Raw genomic sequence first — 26,305 nt, 5'->3', positions numbered from 1 at the left:
GCGGAGCCGTTTTGAAATCCGGTATGCCGAAGGGATTAAATACCCAGATTGGCGAAACGGCTCTTGAACTTGGAAACGCGGCCGCCACGGTCGGTGAGCTGCTGCGAACCGCCGGTCCATGCGGGATGCGTGGTCGGATCGATATCGAGGTTCATCGTATCGCCTTCCTTGCCCCATGTGGAACGGGTCATGTATTCGGTGCCGTCTGTCATCACAACCTTGATGGTGTGGTAGTCTGGATGAATATTGGCTCTCATCTGTCTTATCCTGAACTTAAGGGGCACAAAACCAGAGCCACACAGGGTGCGGAGGGCCGGTTCGGAGCCGATTGGTAGAGATGAAGCCAAACGTCACAGAAACGTGGGCTTCCAAAACTGTTGGCGAGCCTATACATCAGCCTTAAAACAATAACAAGGCCATCCGGCAGCAAAGTCACGATGCGATACAGGAAGACTTGAAAAATATGGCCGACACGGCTTACGCAGAAGCAGAAAAGAAACGGCGCTCGCTCAAGCCGCTGCAGCGCATCTTCCCCTATATGTCCCGATACAAGGGTATGGTGATTGGCGCCCTGATCTCGCTGAGCATTGCAGCGGTGACGACGCTCATCCTTCCGCTCGCGGTGCGCCGGATGATCGATCACGGTTTTTCCGGTTCGAACGGCGCCTTTATCGACAATTATTTCGGCATGCTGATCGTTCTGGCGGCCGCGCTCGCCGTTGCATCCGCCGGGCGCTACTATTTCGTCATCACACTGGGCGAGCGCATTGTCTCGGATCTGCGCCGCGATGTTTTCGCGCACCTCACCAAATTGTCACCGGCCTTTTTCGACAGCACGCAGTCGGGTGAAATCGTCTCGCGGCTGACGGCCGACACCACGCAGATCAAATCGGCCGTAGGCGCCACCGCCTCCATTGCCCTGCGCAACCTCATTCTGGCCTTCGGCGCGATCGTCATGATGGTCATCACCAGCGCCAAACTGTCCGGGCTGGTGATCGCCGCCATTCCCGTGATCATCATCCCGCTGGTGGCCTTCGGCCGGTCGGTGCGCCGCCGTTCGCGCAATGCCCAGGACACGCTGGCCAACGCCACGGCCTATGCCAGCGAATCCATCATCTCCGTGCGCACCCTGCAGGCCTTCACCAACGAGGCGTTGGCGACGGGGCGGTTCGGCTCCGCCGTCGAGGATGCCTTTGCCGCGGCCCGTTCTTCGGTCAAGGCGCGCGCCGTGCTGACCGCCTTTGCGATCTTCATGATCTTTTCCAGTGTCGTGGCGGTGCTCTGGTTCGGCTCGCGTGACGTTTTGGCCGGAACCATCACGCCGGGTACGCTCGGTCAGTTCCTGCTCTATGCGGTGTTTGCCGCCGGGGCGCTCGGGGCGCTGTCCGAGGTCTGGGGCGAGCTGTCGCAGGCATCCGGCGCGGCGGAACGGCTGATGGAAATCATGGCGGAAAAGCCCGCCATTGCCACGCCGCTCAACCCCGTGGCGCTGCCGGAACCGCCGGTCGGTTCCGTTGTTTTCAGGGATGTCCGCTTCAATTATCCGACGCGGCCCGATGCTCCGGCATTGCGCGGTCTCGATTTCGAGGTCAAGCCGGGCGAGACTGTCGCCATTGTCGGGCCCTCCGGCGCCGGTAAGAGCACGGTGTTTTCGCTGCTGCTGCGCTATTACGACCCGGTGTCGGGCAGCATCCGGGTGGATGGCGTCGACCTGCGCGAAGCCGATCCTGCGGTGGTGCGGTCGCGCATTGCCATCGTGCCGCAGGATACGACCATCTTTGCCGCGACGGCGCGGGAGAATATCGGCTTCGGCCGGCCCGGCGCCAGCACGGCCGATATCGAGGCGGCGGCCAGGGCGGCGCTCGCCCATGACTTCATCGAAGCGCTCGACCACGGTTATGCGACGCAGGTCGGCGAACGCGGCGTGACGCTGTCCGGCGGTCAGCGCCAGCGAATCGCCATTGCGCGGGCGATCCTGCGCGATGCGCCGATCCTGCTGCTGGATGAAGCCACGTCGGCTCTCGACGCGGAAAGTGAAATTCTGGTGCAGAAGGGCCTCGAACACCTGATGCAGGGCCGCACGACGCTGGTCATCGCGCACCGGCTGGCGACGGTCCTCAAGGCGGATCGCATCCTTGTCATGGATGACGGCCGCATCGTCGAGGAAGGCACGCACCAGAGCCTCGTCAAGAAGAACGGGATCTATGCAAACCTTGCCAAGCTGCAGTTCGAAGCGGGTGCAGACGCATTCAAAGGCGCGGCCGAGTAAATTTCAGCCTCTGCCGGCCGCCGCCCGACCGGCGGACCGCCCGGAAAAGATGCAGCCGCCGAGAAAAGTGCCTTCCAGCGCGTTGTAGCCCTGATAGCCGCCGCCGCCGAAGCCGGCGGCTTCGCCTGCGGCATAAAGGCCGGGAACAGGCGCGCCCGCCGCATCCAGCACCTGTGACTTCAGATTGGTGTGCAGGCCGCCGAGTGTCTTGCGGGTCAGGATATTGAGCCGCACGGCAATCAGCGGACCAGCCTTCGGATCGAGTATCCGGTGCGGCTTGGCGATGCGGGTCAGCCGGTCGCCGATATAATTCTGCGCGCCGCGCATGGCGGTGACCTGCGCATCCTTGGCGTATTTGTTGCCGATCTGGCGGTCGCGTGCCTCGATCTGGTATCGGAGATGGTCGTGGTCGATCAGATTGTCGCCGGTCAGCGCGTTCATGCCCTTGACCAGTTCCTGCAGGTTGTCGCGCACGACAAAGTCCTCACCGTGCCGTTTGAAGGCCTCCACCGGTGGCGGCGCGCCCTTGCCGAGGCGGTTCTTGAGGAGCAGCTTCCAGTCCTTGCCCGTCATGTCGGGGTTCTGTTCGGAACCGGACAGGGCAAATTCCTTCTCGATGATTTTTTGCGTCAGCACGAACCAGGAATAGCCGTATCCGGTCGACAGGATGTGCTTGAGCGTTCCCAGCGTATCGAAACCCGGAAAGTAAGGCGCCGGGAAGCGATTGCCCCTGGCGTCGAACCACAGCGACGAGGGGCCGGGCAGAATGCGGATGCCGTGGTTCGGCCAGATCGGGTTCCAGTTCCTGAGGCCTTCCGTGTAGTGCCACATGCGGTCCGCATTGATGACGCTGCCGCCCGCCTTGACCGCGATGTCGATCATCCGGCCATCCACGTGGTGCGGCACGCCGACAACCATATTCTCGGGCGGATTGCCAAGCCGGTCGCGCGGCCAGTTGCGCTTGACCAGCTCGGGATTGCCGCCGATGCCGCCCGACGTGACGATCACGGCCGGCGCGGACAGCGCGAAACTGCCTGCCACCTCGCGTCCCGACTGCTGGCCGCGTTCCACCGTCGACGGCTCCAGCACATCGCCGCTGACCCCCGTCACGGCACCGTTGGTCGTCACCAGTGCATTGACGCGGTGGCGGCATTTGAGCGTGATCAGGCCCTTGGCAATGGCCTCGCGCAGCAGGCGTTCGAACGGCGCGACGACGCCGGGGCCCGTGCCCCAGGTCAGGTGAAAGCGCGGGACCGAATTGCCGTGACCGTTCGCCAGCGCGCCGCCGCGCTCGGCCCAGCCGACAACCGGGAACCAGCGCATGCCGAGCGAATGCAGCCAGCTGCGCTTTTCACCGGCGGCGAATTGCAGATAGGCATCGGCCCATTGTTTCGGCCAGTGATCCTCGGCACGGTCAAACTGTGCCGAACCCAGCCAGTCCTGCCGCGCGAGTTCGAAAGAATCGCGGATGCCGAGCCTGCGCTGTTCCGGGCTGTCGATGAAGAACAGGCCGCCGAGCGACCAGAAGGCCTGCCCGCCGACGGAGTTCTCGCCTTCCTGTTCGAGGAGGATGACTTTCTTGCCGGCCTGTGCCAGCTCGTTTGCGGCGACGAGCCCCGACAATCCGGCCCCAATGATGATCGCATCGGCATCCATTGCCATTCGCCCCTCCCAATGCTTTGCTCGCTGCATGATTGCGCGGCTCAGGTTGGCACGCAAGGGTGGAAATTGGGACATCAAGGGGTGAAAAGGGGACAGGGATGATTGCGAACATTCTCATCGGGCTGGTTGCCCTGCTGCACGTCTATTTCATGTATCTGGAAATGGTGGTGTGGGATAAGCCGCTGGGGCTGAAAACCTTCCGGCTGACGCCGGAATTCGCCGCCGCATCCAGGGCGCTGGCGCTCAATCAGGGCCTCTACAACGGGTTTCTCGTTGCCGGACTGATCTGGGGGCTGTGGCTCGGCCAGGCGGGCTTTGCCATCAAGGTCTTCTTCCTCGGCTGCGTCATTGTCGCCGGGATCGTCGGTGCGCTCACCGTCAATCGCCGCATCTTCTTCGTGCAGGGCGTGCCGGCGATCGTCGCGCTGGCAGCCCTCATCCTTCTGTAGGGATCAGCGCTCCGTCAGCTTGAGCTCGATACGGCGGTTGCGCGACCGCACTTCCGGCGTATCGCCCGGCTCCAGCGGCTGGAATTCGCCGAAACCCGCCGCCACGAGGCGGTTGGCGGAAACGCCGTTGGCGATGAGGAACTTCACCACGGAAATGGCGCGCGCGGCGGAAAGGTCCCAATTGTCCTTGAACTGGCCGGTGCCCGAGAGCGCCACATTGTCCGTGTGGCCGTCGACGCGCAGAACCCAGTTGATGTCGTCGGGGATTTCCTTCTGCAGGTCGATCAAGGCCAAAGCCAGCTTCTTCATTTCCTCGCTGCCTGCCTCGTTCAGCACTGCCTGACCCGAGGGGAACAGCACTTCGGACTGGAAGACAAAACGGTCGCCGACGATGCGGATATTCTCGCGGTCGGAGAGGATTTCACGCAGGCGGCCGAAGAAATCGGAGCGGTAACGGTTGAGCTCCTGCACGCGCTGGGCGAGCGCGACGTTCAGCCGTTTGCCGAGATCGGCAATCTTGGCATTGGATTCCTTGTCGCGGGATTCCGAGGCGTTGAGGGCTTCCTCCAGCGCGCCGATCTGCTTGCGCAGTGCCAGTATCTGCTGGTTGAGAATTTCCACCTGCGACAGGGCCCGCGCGCTCAGCTGCTTTTCGTTTTCAAGGCCGGCGGTGAGGTCGCTGATCTTGCCTTCCGCGGCTGCACCGGCGCCCGCACCCTGCGACAGCATCGACTGTAGCCGCGACTGCTCGCTCTGCGCCTTGGTCAGCGATGCCTGCAGATTGGCGATGGTGTCTTCCAGATCCTGCTTGTTGCCCTGTTCGAGCGACAGCATCTGGGTCAATTCATTGATCTGCGAATTCAGGCGGTTGAGCACGGCATCCTTGCCGGTGATTTCCTGGCTGAGCAGGAACTGCGCCAGCACGAAAACCGACAGCAGAAACATGATCGCCAGCAGCAATGTCGACAGGGCATCGACGAAGCCGGGCCAATAATCCACATGACGGATAGCGCGGCGGGTGCGACCGAGCGCCATTCTCAGTTGTCCCTGCGGCGGGCGACGGAGTCGCTGAGCTTGGCGAGGGTTTCGCGCATGGATTTCTGTTCTTCAGCCTGTTTTTCCACCCAGTCGCGCATCATCTGCTGTTCGGAGCGCATGTTCTTGACCAGGCCCTGGATGCCTTCGGCGAGGCTGGCCAGCGCGGCGGTCGTGCGCTGGCTGGAGCCGCCGGTCTCCTGGATGTTCTGCAGGCGCTCGGAGAGCGAGCGCAGTTCGTCCGACGTGCCGCTGTTGACGCCATCGAGCGCATGCAGGTCCGATCCGAGATCGGTGACGCTGGACAGCCAGTTTTCGAGTTCGGTGTAGAAGCGGTTCTGGGCGCGGCCCGCCTGCAGGTCGAGAAAGCCGAGGACAAGCGAGCCGGAAAGGCCGAACAGCGAGGACGAGAACGCGGTGCCCATGCCCTTGAGCGGCGATTGCAGGCCGGCCTTGAGCGCATCGAGGACGCCGTTCGCGTCGCCGGCGCGCGGATCGAGCGACTGGATGGTCTGGCCGATGGAGCCGATGGTTTCCAGAAGGCCCCAGAACGTGCCGAGCAGGCCGAGGAACACCAGGAGGCCGATGAGATAACGCGAGACATCGCGCGTTTCATCGAGGCGGGTGGCGATGGAATCGAGCATGGAGCGCATGGCATTGGTCGACAGCGCCATGGATTGGCGCCGTCCGATCAGCGCGCGCATGGGAGCCAGCATCACCGGCTTGGAATTGGGATCCGAATTGCCGTGCCGGAAGGAGTTGACCCAGCGCACCTCCGGAAACAGCCGGATCACCTGACCGAACCCCAAGAGAATACCGACGATCAGCACGCCGATGATCAGGCCGTTGAGGCCGGGATTGGTGGTGAAGAACACGGAAATCTGGCGGAAGAGAATGGCGGCGAGAAAGGCGACAATGGCCAGGAAGATCGCCATCGATAGAAGCACAAGCCGCGGGCTGGACAGCCGGTACGGGTCATAATCGTCACCGTCCATGACCCGGCGGGTTGAACTGAAATCAGCCATTGCATCGTCTCCGCATTCGCCACGCACCAAGCAACCTCGTTCGCGTCACTGGACGAACGGAAATCGCACAAACCCAAATCGGTTTGTGCGACCCTAACCGAAATCAAGGTAAAAATGGAAGGTGCAATGCGGCTGGCGGGCCGGATATTGTTCAGATCGGCTTCTTGAGTGTCTTCAGGAGCGCCCGCTGGATGGCTTCATTGCCGGCGACGATCGATTTGCTTTCGACCACATCCTGGCTGCCGTTGAAATCGGTGACAAAGCCGCCGGCCTCGCGCACCATGATGATGCCTGCACCCGTATCCCAGGGGGAGAGACCGTCTTCCCAGAAACCGTCGAAGCGGCCTGCTGCGACGGCGGCCAGATCGAGCGCTGCCGCGCCCATGCGGCGGATGCCGGAAACCTCGCCCATGACGTTGCGCAACTGCACGAGATAGTCGCCGTGATGACCGCGGCCGAGATGCGGCACGCCCGTGCCGATGACGGAATCGACCAGCTTGATGCGGCCGGAGACGCGCAGGCGGCGATCGTTGAGGAAGGCGCCGCCGCCGCGTTCGGCGGTGTAAAGCTCGTCCATGGCAGGGTTGAAGATCACGCCGGCGACGATCTGGCCCTGGCGTTCCAGGGCGATGGAAACCGCGAACAGCGGAATGCCGTGCAGGAAGTTGGTGGTGCCGTCGAGCGGATCGACCAGCCAGCGATGCTGGCTGTCGGTGCCTTCGACCGTACCGGTTTCTTCCATCAGGAAACTGTAGTCGGGACGGGCCCGGCGCAGTTCGGCATAGATGATTTCTTCGGCCTTGCGGTCGGCCTGGCTGACATAGTCGCCGGGACCTTTCAGCGAAACCTGCAGATTCTGCACTTCGCCGAAATCGCGCGCCAGGGAGCGGCCAGCCTTCATAGCTGCCTGCACCATTACATTGAGGATCGCTGAACGCGCCATTTCAGGTCATTCTCCGTCTGAATTCGTTGATGCGGGCGCCATTCTTAAGCGGCGCCCGATAATGCCTGCTTAGTCAGCGCGGCGGACGTAGGTCAGTTCGTTGGTGTCAACGATGATGCGCTCGCCCGACGAGATGAATGGCGGAACCAGAACGCGAATGCCGTTTTCAAGCACGGCAGGCTTGTAGGATGAAGCCGCCGTCTGGCCCTTGACGACCGGGTCTGCCTCGGTGATGGCAAGCGTGACGTAATCCGGCAGCGAAATGCCGATCGGGCGTTCGTCGTAAAGTTCGACAGTGACCATCATGCCGTCCTGCAGGAACGCCGCGCGGTCGCCGACGAAATCCTTCTGCAGCTCGAGCTGCTCGTAGCTGGCGGTGTCCATGAATATAAGTGCGTCGCCCTGCTCGTAGAGGAAGGAGAAATCCTTCTGTTCGAGGCGGACCTTTTCGACGGTTTCAGCGGCGCGGAAGCGCTCGTTGAGCTTGGTGCCGTTGAGGAGGTTCTTCAGTTCGACCTGGTTGTAGGCGCCGCCCTTGCCGGGTTTGACTGCGTTCGTCCTGACGGCGACCCAGAGGCTGCCATCATGCTCGATCACATTGCCAGGACGGATTTCATTGCCGTTGATTTTCATTTGTTTATCCGGATTGGTGTTGGAAACCGGGCGCCGACGTCTCGGCGGCAGCCGATATTGGCGCCTCCAAGACCACAAAATCGCGCGATAGGCAAGAGAAAGCGCAAAAAGAGCCGGGTAAGGCCCTTTTCGCGGCTAAGCCTCCGGAACTAGGCGGCGAGCGCCGTTTCCGCCACGGAAACCCAATAGCTGATGCCGTAGGGAATGGCATCGTCGTTGAAATCATAGGCTGAATTGTGCAGGGCCGCCGTGTCGCCATTGCCAAGGAAAATGAAGGCGCCGGGCCGCTTTTCCAGCATGTAGGAAAAATCTTCGGCACCCATGACCGGCGGCATGTTGGTGTTCACCGCGCTGTCGCCGGCAATCAGCTGTGCGACACCCGTGGCAAAATCCGTCTCGCGGTCATGGTTGAACGTGACCGGATAGCCCTGATCATACTTGACTTCCGCCCGGGCGCCGAAAATGGCAGCCGTGGCTTCGGCCACTTCGGTCACGCGCTTGCGGGCGAAGTCGCGCACGTCAGGCATCAGCGTGCGCACCGTGCCCGAAAGGGTCACGGCGTTCGGAATGACATTGGTCGCATCGCCGCCGTGAATCATCGCCACCGAGATGACCAGCGACTTGAGCGGGTCGGTTTCACGCGACACCAGTGACTGCAGGGCGAGAACCGTATGGGCGGAGACGACCACGGGATCGACTGTCGTATGCGGCTTGGCGGCATGGCCGCCGCGGCCGATGACCTTGATCTCGAATTCGTCGGTGGCCGCCATGATGGAGCCCTTGCGCAGCGCGAACTGGCCGACGGGCAGACCCGGCGCATTGTGCATGCCATAGACTTCCTTGATCGAGAACCGGTCCATCAGGCCGTCATTGATCATGGCCAGCGCGCCCGCACCACCTTCTTCGGCGGGCTGGAAGATGACCGCGACCGAGCCCTTGAAGTTGCGGGTTTCGGCAAGATACTGCGCCGCGCCGAGCAGCATGGCGGTGTGGCCGTCATGGCCGCAGGCATGCATCTTGCCCTTGGTCTTCGAGGCCCATGGCTTGCCGCTGGCTTCAAGGATGGGCAGGGCATCCATATCGGCGCGCAGGCCGATCACCGGTCCGTCGCCATGGCGGCCGCGGATGATCCCGACCACGCCGGTCTGGCCGATGCCCGTATCGACACTGTCGCAGCCGAAGGAGCGCAGCTTCTCCGCGACAAAACGGGAGGTTTCATGCACGTCGTAAAGGATTTCCGGATTCTCATGCAGATGCCGGCGCCATTCGGCGACATTCGGTTGCATTTCATGAACTCGGTTGATCAACGGCATGGTGAAGTTCCCTTTCTGATCGTGTCGCGCACTGCTAGTCCGGCTGCCGGTCAGCGCATCCTGTTGGCTTCCGTCAGGGCGGCCTTTATCTGGTCGTCGTCGAGGCCGTCCATGAAAGAGTCAAGTTCGGGGTCGGTCAATCCGGCCCGTCTGGCGACCATGTACCAGGCGGCTGCCTTGACCGAGTCACCTTCCACGCCAAGGCCCTGATAGTAAAGCTTTGCCAGCTGTGCCTGTGCTGCGACATTACCGCCTACGGCGGCGCGCAGGGTCCAGCCGAAACCCGACACATAATCGCGCGGGCCGCCGCGCCCCTCGACCAGCCAGCGGCCGAGATCGAGCTGCGCCGTGTCGTAGCCGCGATTTGCCGCCTTGGCGAGATATTCCCGGGCCTTGGCGTCATCGCGCGGAACGGCGAGCGTGCCGTTGGAAAGGATCTGGCTGACGGCATAGCTGCCATCGGGCAAGCCCTGTGCCGCTGCTTTCAGGAACCAGGGATAGGCATTGTCGATACCGATGTCGCCGGGGTGCTCCTGCAGCAGGATCTGGCCGTAATTGAACTGGGCCATGGCGTTGCCGCCGTCGGCGGCAGCCTTCATGAGCGCTTTGGCCTTGGCCGGGTCCTTGGGGGCATACTTGCCCTGGAGCAGGATCGCGCCATAGCGGAACTGGGCTTCGGGAACACCCTGGTCGGCGGCCTTGCCATACCATTTGGCCGATTCGGGCAGGTTGACAGGTATGCCGAGGCCGCGGGCCAGCATATCGGCCACCAGCACCTGGGCGGCGCCATCGCCATTTTCCGCGCGCGGCAGGGCGAGATTGTAGGCCGTCTTGTACAGGCCGCGCTGGTAGGCACCGAATGCCTCATCCACCGCGCCCTTGCCAAAACGCGTCGGGTTGACGATGTCGACCGCCGGATCGCTGGCGAGTTTCGGCCTGTCATGCTTGGGGGTTGTCTGCGGCGTTTCCAGGTGCTGGGGCGCGTCGGTCGGCGCGGATGTCACCGAAGGCGCCTGGCTTGTTGCGGGCGCCGGTGAACCCTGGGCGGCGGGTGCCGGAGCCGTCTGGGCCGTGGCGCCATGCGTCAGGACCGGGAAGGCTGCAAGCACGGCCGCGACGGCGCAAACGAGGTTTGCGGATTTTGCTCCCATGGGCCTATTCCTCAAATCGCGGCGCGTGCTCGTCGAGCAGCCGGTTCGCTTCCTTGATGGCATCAGCCGGTTTGTCGTTGCCGAAAACCGCCGCACCAAGGGCAATGAACTCCGCACCGGTTGCGGCCGCGTCGGTGATGCTTTCCAGCGTGTTGCCCGCCTGGACGATGCAGGGAATCTCGATCATCGATGCCCACCAGTCCGCCAGTTCGACATTGCGCGGATGGGCTTCGGGTGTCGTATCCGCGCCAATCTTGCCGAACAGGACATAATCCGGCTGGGCTTCGCCGATTTCCAGCGCCGTGTGCCGGTTCTTGATATTGCCGGTCCCGACGATCAGTTTGGGCGAAAAGCGCTCGACATTGGCGGCAAGATCGCTGGCCGGGCCTTCAAGATGCAGGCCGTCGGCCTTGACCCGTCCGGCAACCTGCGTGTTGCCGACGATGATGGCGGCAGCGCCCGCATTCTGAATGATCGGAACGGCGGCTTCGGCCATGGTCTGGAACAGGGTTTCGTCCGTCTCGTAGGCGGGCAAAAGCACGGAGGCGACATCGCCGCCGGACAAGGCTTCGCTGAGTTTCCTGGCCAGTTCGTCAGCAGTCGCGGCCGGAGGCGCGATCAGAACGATACGGCAGCGTTGGGGTGTTTGTTCGTTGTTCATGGGCTGCAACCTTACAATCGTTCTCTATAGAATGGGCAATCGTGATGGAATTCGGGCATAGAGGATGGCCGTTCATTTGAACAGCCTTTTCGATGATCCAAGCCATCACACCCTGTTGCATATTAGTCTTACGACGTAATTACTTAGTAGCAAACAGGCACATGTTGCCAAAAAGCATTTTTCAAATGCCGCGGCGATCGGCTAGAGATGGAAGGCCCTCCTTGTGGATTTCCATCATGCACGATCTCCTGTTGAACCCATGGTTCTATGCTGCCGCCGTTCCGGCCACGATCCTGATCGGGCTGTCGAAGGGCGGGCTTGGCGGAGCCATGGGGCAGGTGGGGGTGCCATTGATGGCGCTGGTGATGCCGCCGGTGCAGGCGGCCGCGATCATGCTGCCGATCCTTATCATCATGGATGTCGCCAGCCTGTGGAGCTGGCGCGGCTACCGCGATGCGAAAACCCTCAAGCTGATGCTGCCGGGTGCATTGCTGGGTGTCGGAATAGGCTGGCTGACCGCATCGGTGGTGACCGATGACATGGTCAAGCTCATTGTCGGTGCTGTCGCGATCATCTTTTTTGCCCGTTATGTCTTTGCCAGTGCCGCCAAACGCGCCACCGCACAACCGCACAATGCCGGCGCCGCAACCTTCTGGTCGACCATCGCCGGGTTCACAAGTTTCGTCGCCCATGCGGGCGGCCCGCCCTATCAGGTCTATGCCCTGCCGCTGCGGCAGGATCCGAAGGTTTACAATGGCACGAGCGTGATTTTCTTCGCGATCGTCAATGCCGTGAAGGTCATCCCGTATTTTGCGCTGGGGCAGTTCGATGCCGAGAACCTCAAGGCGGCGGCGGTTCTGGTGCCGATTGCACCGCTGGCGACCTTTGCCGGCGCGTGGATCGTCAAACGCATGCGGCCGGAGGTGTTCTATCCCTTCATGTACATCATGATCCTATTGATGGGATTGAAGCTTTCCTACGATGGATTAGCCGCCTTGTTATAATTATGAACGAAAGTTGATCAGCCGAATCGCAACTTTCGGACTATTTAAACATTATCAACTGCAACCGTCGGACCAACCGCTCCCTCACGAGGCCGGGAGTGCTGTGATTGAATATTGCATGACAGGAATTGGTGAACGCTATGACACAGACGCAGCTCAAACAGCGGGACACCCGCATTGATGTCTTCCGGGCTTTGGCACTGCTGACCATCTTCATCAATCACGTGCCGGGAACCGTTTTCGAACATCTCACCCACAGGAATTTCGGATTTTCCGATTCGGCCGAGGCCTTTGTGCTGATCTCCGGCATTTCCGTCGGTCTTGCCTATGGGGCCAAATTTGAACCGGGCAGCCGCTTCCTGATCACGCTGAAGGCATGGCGCCGGGCGGCGACGCTGTACAGCGCCCATATCCTGACGACGGTCGCGACGCTGGCGATCTTCTGCGCCGCCGGGCTTTATCTCAACCGCCCGGAATTCATGTCCTTCATCAATATCGGGCCGTTGATGGACAGCCCGGCCGAGGCGCTCATCGGCCTTGCGACGATGGGGCATCAGCTTGGCTACAACAATATCCTGTCGATGTACGGCGTGCTGCTGCTCATGCTGCCGCTGTTCCTGTTCCTTGCCAATATCAACCTGTCGCTGATGGTCGGGGCGTCCGGGCTCCTGTGGCTGGTGTCGGGTGTCTACCGGATTGCACCGCCGAATTACCCGACCGAAGGCGTCTGGTTCCTCAACCCGTTGTCATGGCAGTTCCTGTTCGTCATCGGCATTGCCGGTGTGATGCATGTGCGCCGGGGCGGGCAAATCCCGTTCAACAAATACCTGTTCGGTGTCGCGGTCGGCTATATCCTGCTGGCGTTGATCTGGGTGCGGGTACCGCTGTGGGGTGTCAATACATCGATGGGATTGCCCATGGTGATCACCGGTTTCGACAAGACGTTCCTGTCGCTGACCCGCCTGGCGCATATCCTGGCGATCGCCTATGTCATCGTCTCGGTACCGGCCATTTCCAACCTGGCGCGGACGCCGGAAGATCACCCGCTCGCCATCCTCGGCAAGCATTCGCTGCCGGTGTTTGTTGCCGGAACGATCCTTGCCATGGTCGCGCAGATCGTCAAGGTGATGAACCCCGGCGACGAACTGGATGACACGCTGCTGATTGCCAGCGGAATCATGGCGCAGTTTGCCCTGGCGCATTACCTGGAATGGCTGCCGAGCATCGGATGGGGCAACACGCGTCCTGCCCTGCAGCAGGCGCAGCCGGTGAAATCGAAGCTGGTGATTGCCGGCCGGCCGGTCAATGCCGCCGCGATGAGTTCAGGCATGAAATCCGGAACCGCCAAGTCGGCGGTCTCCTGACCGCACGCACCGCCTTTTGCCGGGTGGCCCGGAAAAACCGATAGCCATCTTTTGCTGGCTTGGTCTAAGCTTTGCCCATGGAAGCGTTGGGAGGCGTGCATGGGTGGAATCTTTGATCGTGATCTTGAGCGCAATGCGGCCAATTACCAGCCGCTGACGCCGCTGACCTATCTGGAACGGGCAGCGCGGGTCTATCCGTCGAGAACGGCGATCATCCATGGTGCGCAGCGCTTCGATTATGGCACGTTTTATCGCCGCACCCGGCAGCTGGCATCGGCACTGTCGCGCCGCGGTATCGGCAAGGGCGATACGGTCACGGTGATGCTGTCCAACACGCCGCCCATGCTGGAGGCGCATTTCGGCGTGCCGATGACGAAGGCGGTGCTGCATTCGATCAACACGCGCCTCGACGCGGCAGTCATTGCGTTCCAGCTCGATCACGCGGAAACCAGGATCGCCATTGTCGATACGGAATTTTCCGGCGTTTTCCGCGAGGCGCTGGCACTCGCCAGGGTCAAGCCGCTGGTCATTGATTTCGTCGACACGCAATATCCCGCCGACGCACCCTATCCACAGGGTGAGCCGTTCGGCGCGGTGGACTATGAGACCTTCGTTGCGGGCGGGGACCCGGATTACGCCTGGGCGATGCCCGACGACGAATGGGATTCGATCACCCTCAACTATACATCCGGCACGACAGGCGATCCGAAGGGTGTTGTCTATCACCATCGCGGCGCGGCGCTGATGGGCTATGGCAATGTGGTGGCCTCCGGCATGGGGCGCTATCCCGTCTATCTGTGGACCCTGCCGATGTTCCACTGCAATGGGTGGTGTTTTCCATGGACGCTTGCCCTGCAGTTCGGCACTCATGTCTGCCTGCGCTGGGTGCGGGCAAAGCAGATCTACGATGCCATTGCCGATCTGGGCGTCACGCATCTGTGCGGGGCGCCGATTGTCATGTCGGTGCTGATCAATGCGGCGGAAAAGGACAAACGCGATTTTCCGCAAACGGTGACGTTCAACACGGCTGCCGCACCGCCGCCGGAATCCATTCTGGCCGGCATGGCCGAGGCGGGATTTGCGGTCACGCATCTCTATGGCCTGACAGAGACCTACGGCCCTGCCGTCGTCAATGAATGGCAGGATGAATGGGATGCGCTGGAGGCATCCTCGCGCACAGCCAAGAAGGCGCGGCAGGGCGTGCGCTATACGGCGCTCGAAGATCTGACGGTGCTCGATCCAGAAACCATGCAGCCCGTGCCGGCCGATGGCGAGACCCTCGGCGAGGTGATGTTCCGCGGCAATATCGTCATGAAGGGGTACCTGAAAAACCGGCCGGCCAGCGATGCGGCCTTTTCAGGTGGCTGGTTCCACTCCGGCGATCTCGGCGTGATGTATCCGGACGGTTATATCCAGCTGAAGGACCGTTCGAAGGACATCATCATTTCCGGCGGCGAAAACATTTCATCCATCGAGGTGGAGGACGCGCTCTACAAGTTCCCGGCCGTGGCCGCCTGTGCGGTCGTGGCGCGGCCGGACGACAAGTGGGGCGAGACGCCGCTTGCCTTCGTCGAGCTGAAGCCGGGCCAGACGGCGACGGAAGAGGAACTGATCGCCCATTGCCGCACCCTGCTCGCACGTTTCAAGGTGCCGCGGCGCGTGCTGTTCGAAGAGATACCGAAGACATCGACCGGGAAAATCCAGAAGTTCGAGCTGCGCAAACGCGCCAGGCTGATGCAGGATTGAGGCGTTGCGGGGCGGATTGATTGCAACTGCGCTGTCGGCATTAACCACTTGTTAAGCATTACAAGCTATAAATTGATCATCCAGTTTTCTGGATTCTTACCAAGTGGTTTGGCCACTTTGTTTGACGCCTCCCTGTTAGACTCCTGAGAGCCGCCACGTTTTGCGGCTCTTTTTTTATGTTCATATCTCTGCGGCGGCCCTGACGTTAACCCTTTATTAAGGATAAACTTGCGCTCATGTGTGCATACGGGCAGGTTGATGGGGAATACTACCCGTTGGCCGTTGTGGTGATCCGCTTGCTGTCCCAGTAAGAGAGCGCTGCTTTGAGAATCAGCGGATTTTTAATGACAGGGCATGACATGGTTGAACAGGAATACGGCGCTGACAATACAATCCGGCTGGCCGACCGCATGGTCCGCTCGGAAACGTTCAATCATATCTATGACGAAGGCATGGGTCTGGTCGAGGAGGCGGCTGCCTATCTCGACGGCGAGGGCCGGGCGGAAGCCAAGCGGCTGAGCCGCGTTGCCGCCACGCTTTATGCGGCCGAATCCATGCGGCTGACGACGCGTCTCATGCAGGTTGCCTCGTGGCTGCTGTTGCAGCGGGCATCGCGCAGCGGAGAAATGACCCAGGAACAGGTGCTGTCCGAAAAGGCGAAAGTGCGGCTCGATACGGATTCCGCCCCGGAAACCGTCGAAGGCTGGGACGAGATTCCCTTCGATTACTGCGATCTGGTGCACCGTTCCCTGCGCCTGCAGGCCCGCGTCCGCCAGATGGATGACGAGATCTACAATGAAGGCGCCAGCACGACCCACAGGCGGATGCTGACGACCAACCCGGTCTCGGATCAGATCAGCCTGCTGGCCACGGCCTTCGCCCATCGCTGATGACAGCACGATAATCGTGCATAACAGGGTGGTTTGTTTCTCTTTTGTTCACCTTTCTGCTGTCAAGTTCCCTGACAGCTCGATAAGGTCCCGACATGAAAGAAGCGATTCGCATCATTGGCATTGATCCCGGCCTGCGCCGCACCGGCTGGGGCATCATCGAGACGCTCGGCAATTCGCTGCGCTTTGTCGCCTCGGGTACGATCCTTTCCGACGCCAAGCTTGATCTCGCCTCGCGCCTTTGCCAGCTGCATGACGGCCTTGCCGGAATCATTCACGGCCAGATGCCGCACGAGGCGGCGGTCGAACACACCTTCGTCAACAAGGATGCCACGGCGACGCTGAAACTCGGACAGGCGCGCGGTATTGCCCTACTTGTTCCCGCGCTGGCGGGATTGCCCGTTGCCGAATATGCGCCCAATGCGGTCAAGAAAGCGGTGATCGGCGTCGGGCATGGGGAAAAGAAACAGATTCACATGATGGTCAAGGTGCTGATGCCCAAGGCAACATTCGATACGGATGATGCGGCGGATGCGCTGGCGGTTGCCATCTGTCACGCGCATCACCGGCAAAGCGCCATCGGCCGCATTGCCATCGAACGCAAACTGGCGGCACAGCTATGATCGGAAAACTCAAGGGCACTGTCGATGAAATCGCCGAGGATCACGTGATTCTCGATGTGCACGGTGTCGGCTACGTCGCCTATTGCTCGGCGCGGACGCTGTCGAACATGCCGGGGCCGGGTGAAGCGGCGGTGCTGCTCATCGAAACCTATGTGCGGGAAGACCTGATCCGCCTGTTCGGCTTCGGCACGGCGCTGGAACGCGAATGGTTCCGCCTGCTGCAGAGCGTGCAGGGCATCGGTGCCAAGGTTGCGCTGAGCGTTCTGGGAACCCTGTCGCCCTCTGATCTCGCCAATGCGATTGCGCTGCGCGACATCGCCATGGTCAGCCGGGCGCCGGGTGTCGGCAAGAAGGTGGCGGAACGCATCGTCATCGAACTCAAGAACAAGGCGCCTGCCTTTGCCGGCGAGGCCATGGGCACCATCGGCCTCAAGCAGGAACTGGGCGAGGGCGTTGCCCCGGCGCCGGTGGCCGACGCCGTATCGGCCCTGACCAATCTCGGCTATTCGCGCGACCAGGCCGCCAATGCCATCAGCGCCGCCCTGCGCGATGCGGGTGAAGAGGCCGATTCCGCCAAGCTGATCCGGCTTGGCCTGAAGGAACTTTCCCGGTGACATGGTTGCCTGATACCGCACACTGTGCGAGGACATCCGCATGAGTGATGTCAGCCGATTGATAACCCCCGACAAGCGCGGCGAAGATGCCGATACGTCGCTGCGCCCGCAGACGCTGAACGATTTTGTCGGGCAGGCGGCGGCGCGCGCCAATCTGAAGGTCTTTATCGAAGCGGCCAAATCACGCGGCGAGGCGCTGGATCACGTGCTCTTCGTCGGGCCGCCCGGTCTGGGCAAGACGACGCTGGCGCAGATCATGGCCAAGGAACTCGGCGTCAATTTCCGCTCGACGTCCGGGCCGGTGATTGCCAAGGCTGGCGATCTTGCTGCGCTTTTGACCAATCTGGAAGAAAACGACGTTCTCTTCATCGATGAAATCCATCGTCTTAATCCGGCGGTGGAGGAAATTCTCTATCCGGCCATGGAAGACTACCAGCTTGACCTGATCATCGGCGAGGGGCCTGCGGCGCGCTCGGTCAAGATCGATCTGGCCAAGTTCACGCTGGTTGCGGCGACGACGCGCCTCGGGCTTCTGACAACGCCGCTGCGGGATCGTTTCGGTATTCCGGTCCGGCTGAATTTCTATACGGTCGAGGAGCTTGAGCATATCGTCCGGCGCGGCGCGCGCATCATGGGCATCGGCATGACCGATGACGGTGCGCTTGAGGTGGCGCGGCGCGCCCGCGGCACACCGCGCATTGCCGGGCGGCTTCTGCGCCGGGTGCGCGACTTTGCCATTGTCGACGGCAAGGATTCCATCGACCGCCAGACGGCCGATTCCGCGCTCCTGCGTCTCGAGGTGGATGCGCTGGGGCTCGATCAGCTCGACCGGCGCTACCTCTCGATGATTGCGCACAATTTCGGTGGCGGACCCGTCGGCATCGAAACCATCGCCGCGGGGCTTTCCGAACCGCGCGATGCGATCGAGGATATTATCGAACCCTACCTGATCCAGCAGGGCTTTATCCAGCGCACGCCGCGCGGACGCATGCTGACCGCCAATGCCTGGAAGCATCTGGGCCTGAACGCACCGTCCGACACCATCCAGCAGATCAGCCTGTTTCAGGAAGACGAGGATTGATGGGGCGTGACCCTGGAACGCGCATGCGGCACCGCGCATAATCGCACTGGACAAAACGCTGGCTGTACCGGCAAAAGGAGGGATCATGAGCGAAAACAATCCTTCCCTGCCGCCCCTCGGCGGCCTTGCCGGTGAACTCACGTCCTTCGGCCACCGTCTCCTGGCGCGGGTCTATTATGCCGACACGGATTTCTCCGGCATTGTCTATCACGGGCGCTATCTGGAATTTCTGGAGCGCGGCCGCACCGATTATCTGCGCCTGCTTGGCGTTCACCACTCGGAACTCGCCGACGGCAAGCATGGCGAAAGCATTGTCTGGGTGGTGCGGCGCATGGAAATCGATTTCCGGGGCGCCGCCCGCATCGATGACGTCCTGACGATCGAAACGCGCACGGCGGAAATCTCCGGCGCGCGGGTCAAGATGGCCCAGACCATCAAACGGGGCGATGACCTGCTGATTTCAGCTGCTGTCGAAGCGGCGCTGATCAACAATGCCGGACGGCCGCGTCGGTTTCCCGCAGAATGGATCAAACTTTTTCAGCCGGAATCCTGATGTCATGGCGTTTAAATGACGCACAGGCGCTGAATCATAACTGATCCTTAACCATAACAAACCATGAATAAGGCCATGAAACGAGGCGTTTTGCGTTAACGCCTTCGTTTTACCAAAATTAACCGTGAGAAGCCGCGGTATGAATACTGGAAAAAGTCCGGTCTCAGAACGTGGCTTTCGAAATTTAGTGAGCGACGATGGATGCCGGTCAGGCGTTCGGCCGGGTTCCAAAGAAATAAAGTGGCGCGTGGTCGTATTGCCGGACCATTTATACTTCGGTGGACCAAGCACGGGTATGAGAGACGATTGCAGCCCGGTTGAAATACCGGGTTTTCGGATTCGAGGGTAGTGGATATGGAAAATTTAGCGGTTGCTGTTCAGACATCGGACGTCTCCCTCTGGGGATTGTTCTGGCAGGCCGGATTCATCGTCAAGCTGGTCATGATCGGCCTTCTGGGTGCTTCCATCTGGACCTGGGCGATCATCATCGACAAGGTACTCGGCTATGGTCGCGCCAAGCGCGCCTTTGACCGTTTCGAACAGGTTTTCTGGTCCGGCCAGTCGCTGGAAGAGCTTTACCGCAACCTGGGCGAAAAGCGCACGACCGGCATGGGCTCCATTTTCATCGCCGCGATGCGCGAGTGGAAAAAGTCCTTCGAAAAGGGCGCCCGTTCCCCCATCGCCCTGCAGATGCGTATCGACAAGGCGATGGATGTCGCCCTTTCACGCGAAAGTGATATTCTCGCCGCCCGCCTCGGCTTTCTGGCGACCATCGGTTCGGCCGGCCCCTTCATCGGCCTGTTCGGCACGGTCATCGGCATCATGACATCGTTCATGGGCATTGCCGGTTCGAAGTCCACCAGCCTCGCGGTTGTCGCGCCCGGTATCGCGGAAGCGCTGCTGGCGACGGCCATTGGTCTGGTTGCCGCCATCCCGGCAGTTATCGCCTACAACAAACTGTCAAGCGATGCGGGCAAACTGACCGCACGCATGGAGGGCTTTGCGGACGAGTTCTCCGCCATACTCTCGCGGCAAATCGATGAGAAGCTGGCGCCGCGTTCTTAAGCAACTGATTTTACAAGTGCGGGATTGAATGCCATGGGCATGTCTGTTGGTAACAAGGGTTCAGGGGGACGCGGCCGTCGCGGCCGTGCCAGCAAGGCGTTGATGAGTGAAATCAACGTGACGCCGCTGGTCGACGTCATGCTCGTGCTCCTGATCATTTTCATGGTGACGGCACCGATGATGACGGTGGGCGTGCCCATCGACATGCCGGAAACCCAGGCCAAGGCGCTGAACAGCGAAACCAATCCGATCTATGTGACGATCAACCAGAAGGGCCAGGTCTTCCTGCAGGAAACCGAAATCCCGATCGAGGAAATCGTCCCGAAACTTCAGGCGATTGCCAAGACCGGCTATGAAGAGCGCATCTTTGTCAAAGGCGACAAGGCTGCCGACTATGGCACGATCATGAAGGTCATGGCGCGCATTTCCGGTTCCGGATTCAAGAATATCGGTCTCGTCAGCCTTCCGGAAGGCAGCTGATAAGTCATGAAGACGAGTGTTGCATCCTCCGCCATTATCCACGCCGTTATCCTCGGCTGGGGGCTGTTGACCTTTTCTGCGCCAAAACCGATGGATTTGGCCAATTCCGAATCGCTGCCGATCGAAATCATCTCCGATACAAGCCAGTTGCAGAAGGGTGACGTAAAGGCGCCGAAGGCTGAAAAGGCAACGCCGAAGCCGACGGAAAAGCCGCAGACCAAACCGGATGCGCAGATCATTGGCGACGCTGAAACAGATGTCGAGACCAAGCCGATCCCTTCGACCAAGCCAAAGGTAGTGGAGTCGGCCGAGGCCCCGAAGCAATCGGACGTGCCTGTTGCCAAGCCGGATCCGAAGCCTGAAGTGAAGCCGGAAACCAAACCGGTTCCGGTCCCGGCGACGGAAATAGCGCCTGAGGCAAAGCCGAAGCAGGACGTCACGCCGGACCCGATCACGGCGGCGATCAATGATTCCAAGCCGGCACCGACACCGGATGCGCCGAAGGTCGAGCCAACGCCGCAGGCGGAAAAGCCAGCCGAGGAAGCCTTCAAGCTGCCGCAGAACGTGGCGAAGCCTGAGGACAAGCCCAAGCCTGCCCAGGCACAGACCGCGACGACGCCGGAGCGCAAGGAAACCAAGGAAACGCCGAAACCCACCAAGACCGCGCCGACACCGTCCAAAGACAAGAGCGGGATTGCCGATCAAGTTGCCGAATTGCTCAATCACGAGAAGCCTTCCGGCGGCGGTGCCAAGCGTTCGACGGAGCAGGCATCGCTCGGCGCCACCAAATCGACAGGCGGCGCCAAGCTCAGCCAGAACGAGATGGACGCGCTGCGCGGACTTATCTCGAAGAACTGGATCAAGCCGGTCGGTGCGCCTGACTTCCCGGACATGGTCGTGGTGGTCAAGTTCCGCCTCACCAAGACCGGCGAAATTGACGGCACGCCGACCGTCACCGGCAGCGGCGGCGATGCCGCGGTGCTGAGTGCGGCAAAGAGCAGTGCGCTGCGGGCGGTGATGCGCACCGCTCCGTACAATCTGCCGCAGGACAAATATGCAGGTGGCTGGGACGTTGTCGAACTGACGTTCCATCCCGCTGTAGATGACTAATAGGCCAGCCAAAAGAGGGCCCTGAACTTATGCTGAAAATTACCCGGACTATTTTCCCAATCTTCGTGACGCTTGTTGCGACATTGGCAATCGCGATACTGCCAGCACGGGCTGAGCTCAAACTCGATATCACCAAGGGTGTTGTCGAGCCTATGCCCATCGCCATCACGGATTTCCTTTCCGGCGATCAGCTTGGTGCCAATATTACGGGCGTCATTGCAGCCGATCTGGAACGGTCCGGCCTTTTTGCCCCGATCGACAAGGGCGCGTTCATCGAGAAGATTTCCAATCCCGATGCCGCACCGCGTTTCGAGGACTGGAAAGTCATCAACGCGCAGGCGCTTGTCACCGGCCGTGTCACCAAGCAGCCGGATGGCAGGCTCAAGGCGGAATTCCGCCTCTGGGATACATTTGCCGGCCAGCAGCTTGACGGGCAGCAGTTCTTCACCTCGCCCGACAGCTGGCGCCGCGTCGCCCATATCATTGCCGATGCCATCTACCAGAAGCTGACGGGTGAAAAGGGCTACTTCGACACGCGCGTCGTGTTTGTCGATGAATCCGGCACCCGGGAAAAGCGCGTCAAGCGTCTGGCCATCATGGATCAGGACGGTGCCAATGTGCGCTATCTGACCAATGGCAAGGACCTGGTGCTGACACCGCGCTTTTCACCGAGCCGCCAGGAAATCACCTATATGTCGTTCGAAGGCGCCAAGCCGCAGGTTTATCTCCTGCAGCTGGAAACCGGGCAGCGTGAACTCGTCGGCAACTTCCCCGGCATGACGATTGCGCCGCGCTTCTCCTCCGACGGGCAGAAAGTGGCCATGAGCCTTCTGCAGGATGATGGCAGCGCCAATATCTACGCGATGGATGTGCGCAGCCGCACGACGACCCGCCTGACCAGCACCAGCGCCATCGATACCGGTGCATCCTATTCACCCGACAGTTCGCAGGTTGTGTTCGGATCTGACCGTGGCGGCCGGCCGCAAATCTACAAGATGGGCGCGGATGGTTCGAACCCGCAGCGCATCTCGTTCGGCGACGGTTCCTACTCCACGCCGGTCTGGTCGCCGCGCGGCGATCTGATCGCCTTTACCAAGCAGTCGGGCGGCCAGTTCTCCATCGGCGTCATGAAGACGGACGGCTCGGGTGAACGCATCCTGACCAGCGGCTATCACGATGAAGGCCCGACCTGGGCTCCGAACGGCCGCGTCCTGATGTTCTACCGCTTCCCTCCCGGATCGAACAGCCCGCATCTGTTCACGATCGACCTGACGGGCCGCAACCTGCGCCAGATCCAGACACCCAATCTGGCATCCGATCCGGCATGGTCACCGCTTCTCGAGTGATTGCATCCTGATCAATCGATGATTTAAGACCATTCGCGGCGATGTTATCTCAACATTGCCGCGAATGTCGTTTTTCCGCCGCATTGTTTGCATTAAGGATGCAGGACATTCACTGATTTCGCTGTTAATCCTGGTGTTAAGAGTGGATTAACCCTGTTTCTTGAACTGGCCTTAACCTCGATATGGTTACTGCTTGTTCACCGAAACAATTCAATTCTTAAGGAGTCCAGGCTATGCGCCGCTTCGAAATGATCGCCCGCAGTCCAGTTGTCGTCGCCCTTTTCATGGCTCTCGCTATTGCGGGCTGTGCGAAGAAACCTATCAACAGCGCCGGTGATCTTGGCCTGAACGGTGCCGGTAGTGCCCGCCCGGGTTCGACCCAGGACTTCACGGTCAATGTTGGCGATCGCATTTTCTTCGATGTCGACTCCTCCGTCATCCGTGCGGATGCCCAGCAGACCCTCTCCAAGCAGGCTCAGTGGCTGCAGCGCTACCCCAACTACACCATCACCGTTGAAGGTCATGCGGACGAACGCGGCACACGCGAATACAATCTGGCTCTCGGCCAGCGCCGTGCGGCTGCAGCCCGCAACTTCCTCGCGTCGCGCGGCCTGCCGGCTGCCCGCATCAAGACCATCTCCTATGGCAATGAACGTCCGGTTGCCGTGTGCGATGCCGACTCCTGCTGGTCGCAGAATCGCCGTGCCGTTACCGTTCTCGGCGGTGCTGGCAGCTAAGCCATACATCTCTGATGTAACTGCAGAAAAGCGGCCTTCGGGCCGCTTTTTTTGTCTCACCCGCGATCACAACAAAATTTGGCCGAAGTCGCGTTGCTCGTGTTAGATAGGTTCGCCGTAAATCGTTGCGGTGGTTAAATTCCCATATCAGGGGCGGTAAAGGAATGAACAAACGACTGAAAAGATTGGTTATGGCTGTGGCGGTTCTGCCTTTTCTGGCAACCGGCGCCAGCCATGCCTCGAACCTTGATGGCAGCTTTTTTCCCGCTGCGCCGAAGGCAAATGTCGGGAAAAGTGATGCGCCGATCCTTATGGCTCAGGCAGGCGATCCGCGTGTCAGCCAGCTGGAGGAGCAGATCAGGCAGCTGACAGGCAAGATCGAAGACCTTAATTTCCAGTTGCTGCAAATGCAGGAGCAGATGCGCAAGGTTCAGGAAGACAATGAGTTCCGTTTTCAGGAACTGGAAAAGAAGGGCGGCGGTAAGAAAACCGATGCCGGCGGCAGGGGCGACCGTACGGTTGCCGGTGCCGCGCCTTCTCGGACAACAGGGGAGGCATCGCCAGATGCCTCCGCTTACCCCGCCGCTCCGTCGCGGACAACCCCATCCGACAGCACCGATTCCGCTGCTATTGACCCTCAGCCCAATGCTCCGCAGTCTCCGCAGGTCGGCGAACCGCCGCGCGCGCTTGGACAGATTGAGTTCGATGCCAATGGCAACGTAATCGGTGAAACAAGGAACGACACCGCTCCGGCAGCCAATCCCAGCCTTGCGTCGCTGCCGCAGACGGATGATCCCAATGCGCTGTACCGGCAGGCCTATCAATTGTTCCTGTCCGGCGATTATCGCAATGCCGAAGCTGCCTTCCGCAGCCATATCGAGCGGTTCCCGAAAGATCCCTCCGATCCCGACGCGCGCTACTGGCTCGGCGAATCGCTGTATGGCCAGGAACGCTACCAGGAAGCGGCATCGGTCTTCATCGACAACCACAAGCAGTTTCCCGATTCCAAGAAAAGCCCGGAAAACCTGCTCAAGCTCGGCATGACGCTGGCGAAGATGAAGGACCACGATGTCGCCTGCGCCACCTTTGCAACGGTGAGTTCACGCTATCCCAGCCTCTCGGTCGCGCTCAAAGAGCGCGTGAAGAATGAACGTGCCGCCAACAAATGCTGACCATCGCCTCGATCCGGAAGAGATTTTCGCTGGAATCGATTTCGACCGTCTGACGGCGGTCGTCGTTGCCGTTTCCGGCGGCAGCGATTCTCTCGCTCTGCTTTTCCTGCTTGATGATCTGCGCAAAAGCCGGGCCGCCTTTCCCCGTATCGTTGCCGTCACCGTCGATCATGGGCTGCGGGCTGAATCAGCGGAGGAAGCTCTGTATGTCGCGGACCTGTGCAAGGCGGCGGATCTCGACCACCATATTGTCAACTGGGCTGGAGCCAAGCCCGCCACCGGACTGTCCGCCAAGGCGCGCGAGGCCCGCTACCGGCTGCTTCGCGACGCCGCCGGCGAAGCGGCAACCGATGTGATCCTGACCGGCCATACGCTGGACGATCAGAACGAGACGTTCATGATGCGCGCGGCGCGCGGCGGCGAACGCGGCCTTGCCGGCATGGCGCGGTTCACCCTGCTCGAGCGAGAGACATGGCTGGTCAGGCCGCTGCTCGGGATCCGGCGCGAAGACTTGCGCGGCTATCTGCGCGCGCGGGGGATCGTCTGGCGCGACGATCCGTCCAATGCCAATCCGCAGTCCGAACGGGTGCAGGTCAGGACGGCGCTGCAGGAACAGGGCAGCGGCGACATTCCAGCGCGCGTTGCCCGCAACGGCGCGCAGCGGCTTGCCGTCAACGGCGAGGCGGCGAAGCTCTTGCTGGGTCATGTCACGGTGACGGACGGCGTCAGGGCCGAGATGAACACCGCAGGTTTCGATCAATACGGCGATGATGCTCAACGTCTCGCCATGGGGGTTCTATTGGCCGCTATGGGCGGCCTGTCGTTTCTGCCGTCGGTGGAGGAATGCGGCAAGGCCCTCCGCCATCTCACCGGCGCGGATGGCCCCCGCCGCATGAGTCTTGGCCGCTGCATAATCCAGCGGGTTAACACAGGCGTAACCATATACCGTGAAATGCGTTCGATTCCCGATGCCGTCATCGCACCCGGTTGCGCCATCGTGTGGGATGGACGTTACCGCGTGTCGAATGGCGCCCCGATCGCGCTGCGGATCAGGGCGGCGGGCGATGACGGGGTGGTGTTTTTGCAGGAGGGCGGCTGCGGCAATGTCCACCGCGCTTCGATCGCATCCAGCCCGGCCTTTGTGGTCGAGGGCCGGATTGTTGCCGTTCCGGCCGGACCGCATCACGGGAATGTGCCTGCGGGGGTCGAGGTGACACGACACGTCGCCCTGTTCGATCATATCCTTTCAGGCTATGATGAAAACCTTGCCGCCAGCGTGGCAAAATTGTTTGGTTTGCGGGATTACAAGCGATTTTCTGTAAACCAGATTGATAAGAATTGATCTCAGTTTGATTGCCAGCCTTGGCAAGGCCATGCTT

The 26,305-nt window shown here is 60.9% G+C and carries 26 protein-coding genes; 17 read left to right on the top strand and 9 right to left on the bottom strand.

The features are described from left to right. Nucleotides 1-35 precede the first annotated feature (35 nt). Nucleotides 36-257 carry a 50S ribosomal protein L31 gene (gene rpmE, locus J1W56_RS12745; protein WP_223613671.1) on the bottom strand — a complete coding sequence of 74 codons (222 nt, stop codon included), beginning with the start codon at nucleotides 255-257 and terminating at the stop codon, nucleotides 36-38. 206 nt (nucleotides 258-463) lie between these two features. Here rpmE and J1W56_RS12740 point away from each other — a divergent pair, with 206 nt between their 5' ends. Further along, the gene (locus tag J1W56_RS12740; protein ID WP_223613670.1) at nucleotides 464-2,269 is read left to right on the top strand and encodes an ABC transporter transmembrane domain-containing protein; all 1,806 of its coding nucleotides are present in this window, start codon (nucleotides 464-466) and stop codon (nucleotides 2,267-2,269) included. Nucleotides 2,270-2,272: 3 nt separating this feature from the next. Here the strand turns inward: J1W56_RS12740 and J1W56_RS12735 are convergent, their stop codons facing one another. Then, a complete protein-coding gene (locus tag J1W56_RS12735; protein ID WP_223613669.1) occupies nucleotides 2,273-3,961 on the bottom strand; it encodes an FAD-binding dehydrogenase in 1,689 nt (562 codons plus the stop codon). 68 nt (nucleotides 3,962-4,029) lie between these two features. Between J1W56_RS12735 and J1W56_RS12730 the strand changes: the two genes are divergently transcribed. Then, nucleotides 4,030-4,380, top strand: coding sequence for a DUF1304 domain-containing protein (locus J1W56_RS12730; RefSeq protein WP_223613668.1), 351 nt, complete (start codon nucleotides 4,030-4,032; stop codon nucleotides 4,378-4,380). Between the two features lie 3 nt (nucleotides 4,381-4,383). Here J1W56_RS12730 and J1W56_RS12725 read toward each other — a convergent pair whose 3' ends face one another. From J1W56_RS12725 to J1W56_RS12695, 7 genes are all read right to left on the bottom strand, one after another. Beyond that, nucleotides 4,384-5,415, bottom strand: coding sequence for a peptidoglycan -binding protein (locus J1W56_RS12725; protein ID WP_223613667.1), 1,032 nt, complete (start codon nucleotides 5,413-5,415; stop codon nucleotides 4,384-4,386). 2 nt (nucleotides 5,416-5,417) lie between these two features. After that, a complete protein-coding gene (locus tag J1W56_RS12720; RefSeq protein WP_223613666.1) occupies nucleotides 5,418-6,440 on the bottom strand; it encodes a MotA/TolQ/ExbB proton channel family protein in 1,023 nt (340 codons plus the stop codon). A 151-nt stretch (nucleotides 6,441-6,591) separates the two neighbouring features. After that, nucleotides 6,592-7,383 (bottom strand): inositol monophosphatase family protein, encoded by a 792-nt coding sequence (locus J1W56_RS12715; RefSeq protein ID WP_223613665.1) that lies wholly within the window; start codon nucleotides 7,381-7,383, stop codon nucleotides 6,592-6,594. Nucleotides 7,384-7,452: 69 nt separating this feature from the next. Then, on the bottom strand, nucleotides 7,453-8,016 hold the full coding sequence (efp, locus tag J1W56_RS12710) for an elongation factor P (protein ID WP_223613664.1): 564 nt from the start codon (nucleotides 8,014-8,016) through the stop codon (nucleotides 7,453-7,455). Nucleotides 8,017-8,165: 149 nt separating this feature from the next. Then, nucleotides 8,166-9,329 (bottom strand): M20 aminoacylase family protein, encoded by a 1,164-nt coding sequence (locus J1W56_RS12705; protein ID WP_223613663.1) that lies wholly within the window; start codon nucleotides 9,327-9,329, stop codon nucleotides 8,166-8,168. Between the two features lie 50 nt (nucleotides 9,330-9,379). Continuing rightward, nucleotides 9,380-10,480, bottom strand: a complete 1,101-nt coding sequence (locus J1W56_RS12700) for a tetratricopeptide repeat protein (protein ID WP_223613662.1) — start codon at nucleotides 10,478-10,480, stop codon at nucleotides 9,380-9,382. A gap of 4 nt (nucleotides 10,481-10,484) precedes the next feature. Then, nucleotides 10,485-11,141, bottom strand: a complete 657-nt coding sequence (locus J1W56_RS12695) for a thiamine phosphate synthase (protein WP_223613661.1) — start codon at nucleotides 11,139-11,141, stop codon at nucleotides 10,485-10,487. Between the two features lie 236 nt (nucleotides 11,142-11,377). Here J1W56_RS12695 and J1W56_RS12690 point away from each other — a divergent pair, with 236 nt between their 5' ends. From J1W56_RS12690 to tilS, 15 genes are all read left to right on the top strand, one after another. Beyond that, the gene (locus tag J1W56_RS12690; protein WP_223613660.1) at nucleotides 11,378-12,145 is read left to right on the top strand and encodes a sulfite exporter TauE/SafE family protein; all 768 of its coding nucleotides are present in this window, start codon (nucleotides 11,378-11,380) and stop codon (nucleotides 12,143-12,145) included. A 140-nt stretch (nucleotides 12,146-12,285) separates the two neighbouring features. Then, nucleotides 12,286-13,509, top strand: a complete 1,224-nt coding sequence (locus J1W56_RS12685) for an OpgC family protein (protein ID WP_223613659.1) — start codon at nucleotides 12,286-12,288, stop codon at nucleotides 13,507-13,509. 99 nt (nucleotides 13,510-13,608) lie between these two features. After that, nucleotides 13,609-15,255 (top strand): acyl-CoA synthetase, encoded by a 1,647-nt coding sequence (locus tag J1W56_RS12680; protein ID WP_223613658.1) that lies wholly within the window; start codon nucleotides 13,609-13,611, stop codon nucleotides 15,253-15,255. Nucleotides 15,256-15,614: 359 nt separating this feature from the next. Continuing rightward, nucleotides 15,615-16,145: a protease adaptor protein RcdA gene (rcdA, locus tag J1W56_RS12675; protein WP_404928138.1), complete on the top strand. Its 531-nt coding sequence runs from the start codon at nucleotides 15,615-15,617 to the stop codon at nucleotides 16,143-16,145. 95 nt (nucleotides 16,146-16,240) lie between these two features. After that, nucleotides 16,241-16,768, top strand: a complete 528-nt coding sequence (gene ruvC / locus J1W56_RS12670; protein ID WP_105734445.1) for a crossover junction endodeoxyribonuclease RuvC — start codon at nucleotides 16,241-16,243, stop codon at nucleotides 16,766-16,768. After that, entirely contained in the window at nucleotides 16,765-17,382 is a 618-nt protein-coding gene (gene ruvA / locus J1W56_RS12665) for a Holliday junction branch migration protein RuvA (RefSeq protein ID WP_223613656.1), read from the top strand. The genes ruvC and ruvA overlap by 4 nt, the downstream gene beginning before the upstream one ends. 40 nt (nucleotides 17,383-17,422) lie before the next feature. Beyond that, nucleotides 17,423-18,463, top strand: coding sequence for a Holliday junction branch migration DNA helicase RuvB (ruvB, locus tag J1W56_RS12660; protein ID WP_223613655.1), 1,041 nt, complete (start codon nucleotides 17,423-17,425; stop codon nucleotides 18,461-18,463). An 85-nt stretch (nucleotides 18,464-18,548) separates the two neighbouring features. Continuing rightward, nucleotides 18,549-19,016: a tol-pal system-associated acyl-CoA thioesterase gene (gene ybgC, locus J1W56_RS12655; RefSeq protein WP_223613654.1), complete on the top strand. Its 468-nt coding sequence runs from the start codon at nucleotides 18,549-18,551 to the stop codon at nucleotides 19,014-19,016. A 354-nt stretch (nucleotides 19,017-19,370) separates the two neighbouring features. Beyond that, nucleotides 19,371-20,081 (top strand): protein TolQ, encoded by a 711-nt coding sequence (gene tolQ, locus J1W56_RS12650; RefSeq protein WP_105734448.1) that lies wholly within the window; start codon nucleotides 19,371-19,373, stop codon nucleotides 20,079-20,081. Nucleotides 20,082-20,114: 33 nt separating this feature from the next. Further along, nucleotides 20,115-20,561 carry a protein TolR gene (gene tolR / locus J1W56_RS12645; RefSeq protein WP_105734449.1) on the top strand — a complete coding sequence of 149 codons (447 nt, stop codon included), beginning with the start codon at nucleotides 20,115-20,117 and terminating at the stop codon, nucleotides 20,559-20,561. A 6-nt stretch (nucleotides 20,562-20,567) separates the two neighbouring features. After that, on the top strand, nucleotides 20,568-21,671 hold the full coding sequence (locus J1W56_RS12640; protein WP_223613653.1) for a cell envelope integrity protein TolA: 1,104 nt from the start codon (nucleotides 20,568-20,570) through the stop codon (nucleotides 21,669-21,671). Between the two features lie 29 nt (nucleotides 21,672-21,700). Continuing rightward, nucleotides 21,701-23,017, top strand: a complete 1,317-nt coding sequence (gene tolB / locus J1W56_RS12635) for a Tol-Pal system beta propeller repeat protein TolB (RefSeq protein ID WP_223613652.1) — start codon at nucleotides 21,701-21,703, stop codon at nucleotides 23,015-23,017. A gap of 233 nt (nucleotides 23,018-23,250) precedes the next feature. After that, a complete protein-coding gene (gene pal / locus J1W56_RS12630) occupies nucleotides 23,251-23,754 on the top strand; it encodes a peptidoglycan-associated lipoprotein Pal (RefSeq protein WP_223613651.1) in 504 nt (167 codons plus the stop codon). 191 nt (nucleotides 23,755-23,945) lie between these two features. Further along, entirely contained in the window at nucleotides 23,946-24,926 is a 981-nt protein-coding gene (gene ybgF / locus J1W56_RS12625) for a tol-pal system protein YbgF (protein ID WP_223613650.1), read from the top strand. Continuing rightward, the gene (gene tilS, locus J1W56_RS12620) at nucleotides 24,907-26,268 is read left to right on the top strand and encodes a tRNA lysidine(34) synthetase TilS (RefSeq protein WP_223613649.1); all 1,362 of its coding nucleotides are present in this window, start codon (nucleotides 24,907-24,909) and stop codon (nucleotides 26,266-26,268) included. The genes ybgF and tilS overlap by 20 nt, the downstream gene beginning before the upstream one ends. Nucleotides 26,269-26,305: the final 37 nt, after the last annotated feature.

The organism is Phyllobacterium calauticae (assembly GCF_019991125.1).
Taxonomy (GTDB): Bacteria; Pseudomonadota; Alphaproteobacteria; order Rhizobiales; family Rhizobiaceae; genus Phyllobacterium; species Phyllobacterium calauticae.
This window is presented reverse-complemented; position numbering and strand designations above follow the sequence as displayed.